The following is a 2,202-nucleotide window of genomic DNA, read 5'->3' as shown; positions in this document are numbered from 1 at the left end:
GGTGCCTCGCACGCCACCGTCGTCGACGTCGACTGGCAGTCCTACGCGGCCGTGCTGACCGCGGCCAGGCCCAGCCCGCTCCTCGGCGACCTGCCCGAGGTCCGCCGCGCCCTGGAGACGGCCGCCGCCACCGCCCCCGACACCCACGCCCTGCGCGAGCGGCTGCGCGGCCTCGCCCCCGCCGAACAGGACCGCCTGCTCACCGACCTGATCCGGGCCGAGGTCGCCACCGCGCTGCGCCACTCCTCCGCGGACGCCATCGACGTCAACCGCGCCTTCAAGGACCTCGGGTTCGACTCGCTGACCGCCGTCGAGGTCCGCAACCGCATCACCGCCGCGACCGACGTCTCCCTCCCCACCACCCTCCTCTTCGACTACCCCAACACCACCGCCGTCGCCGCCCACCTGCGCACCCTGCTGCTCGGCGACGAACGCCCCGCCGCCCAGACCGTGGTGGTCTCCGCGGGCGTCACCGACGAGCCGATGGCCGTCGTCGCCATGGCCTGCCGCTTCCCCGGCGGCGTCACCACGCCCGAGGAACTCTGGGACCTCATGGCGGCCGAACTCGACGTCGTCTCCACCCCGCCCGAGGACCGCGGCTGGGACCTCGACGCGATGTACGACCCCGACCCCGAGCGGCAGGGCACCACCTACAGCCGCGAGGGCGGCTTCATCCGGGACGTCGCCGGATTCGACCCGGCCTTCTTCGGGATCTCGCCGCGCGAGGCCCTCGCCATGGACCCGCAGCAGCGCCTCCTCCTGGAGACGTCCTGGGAGACCTTCGAGCGCGCCGGGATCGACCCGCGGACCCTGCGCAACAGCGCGACCGGCGTCTACGTCGGCAGCATCACCACCGACTACCAGGTCAGGCTCGGCGGAGCCGCCGCCCAGGAGCAGCTCGCCGGTCACCTGATGACCGGCAACGCCTCCAGCATCGCCTCGGGCCGCCTCTCCTACACGTACGGCTTCGAGGGCCCCGCCGTCACCATGGACACCGGCTGCTCCTCGTCCATGGTCGCGATGCACCTGGCGCTCCAGTCGCTGCGCACCGGCGAATGCACGCTGGCCCTCGCCGGCGGTGTCACCGTCATGTCCACCCCCGAGCCGTACGTCGAGTTCTCCCGGCAGCGCGGCCTCGCCGCCGACGGCCGCTGCAAGGCGTTCGCCGAGGGCGCCGACGGCATGGGCTTCGCCGAGGGCGTCGGCCTCGTCCTCCTGGAGCGTCTCTCCGACGCCCGCCGCAACGGGCACCCGGTGCTCGCCGTGGTCCGCGGCTCCGCCCTCAACCAGGACGGCGCCTCCAACGGGCTCACCGCCCCCAACGGGCCCTCCCAGCAGCGCGTCATCCGGCAGGCGCTCGCCAACGCCGGGCTCACCGCGGGCGAGGTCGACGTCGTCGAGGCGCACGGCACCGGCACCCCGCTGGGCGACCCCATCGAGGCGCAGGCCATCCTCGCCACCTACGGCAAGGACCGCGACCCCGGTCAGCCGCTGCTGCTCGGCTCCCTGAAGTCGAACATCGGCCACACCCAGGCCGCCGCCGGTGTCGCCGGAATGATGAAGATGATCCTGGCGATGGAGCACGGCGTCCTGCCCAGGAGCCTGCACATCACCAACCCGACCCCCGTGGTCGACTGGTCGAGCGGCGCGGTCCGGCTGCTCACCGAGGCCACCCCGTGGCCGGAGACGGGCCGCCCGCGCCGGGCCGGCATCTCCTCCTTCGGCATCAGCGGCACCAACGGCCACCTCGTCCTGGAGGAGGCGCCCGCCGAGGAGCCCGCCGAACCCGTCGGGCCCGCCGCCGCGGACGGCCGCTGGCTGCCCTGGGTGATCTCCGGCAAGACCCGCGACGCGCTCGCCGAGCAGGCCGCCCGGCTGGCCGCCCGGGTGCGCGCCTCCGACGCCGCTCCGCTGGACGTGGCCCACGCGCTCGCCGTCACCCGGGTGCCGATGGACCGGCGCGCGGTCGTCGTCGGCCGCGACACCGACGCCTTCCTCGCCGGGCTCGACGCGCTCGCCGCGGGCGAGGCGTCCGCCCGGGTGGTCGAGGCGACGGCCGGGGAGGGCACCGGAGGCGTGGTCTTCGTCTTCCCGGGCCAGGGCTCCCAGTGGACCGGTATGGCCGTCGAACTCCTGGCCACGTCGCCGGAGTTCGCCTCTCGCATCGCCGAGTGTGCTGCCGCGCTCGCTCCGTTCACGGAC

1 protein-coding gene is annotated in these 2,202 nt (G+C 74.6%); it reads left to right on the top strand.

Annotation, left to right across the window (positions count from 1 at the left end):
- Window positions 1-2,202, top strand: a 2,202-nt coding sequence (locus GA0115242_RS37525; RefSeq protein ID WP_141721908.1) for a type I polyketide synthase, incomplete at both ends; no start/stop codon positions are given.

The organism is Streptomyces sp. SolWspMP-5a-2 (assembly GCF_900091845.1).
Taxonomy (GTDB): Bacteria; Actinomycetota; Actinomycetes; order Streptomycetales; family Streptomycetaceae; genus Streptomyces; species Streptomyces doudnae.
The sequence above is the reverse complement of the archived record's forward strand: the minus strand, read 5'-3'. Positions and strand labels throughout refer to the sequence as shown.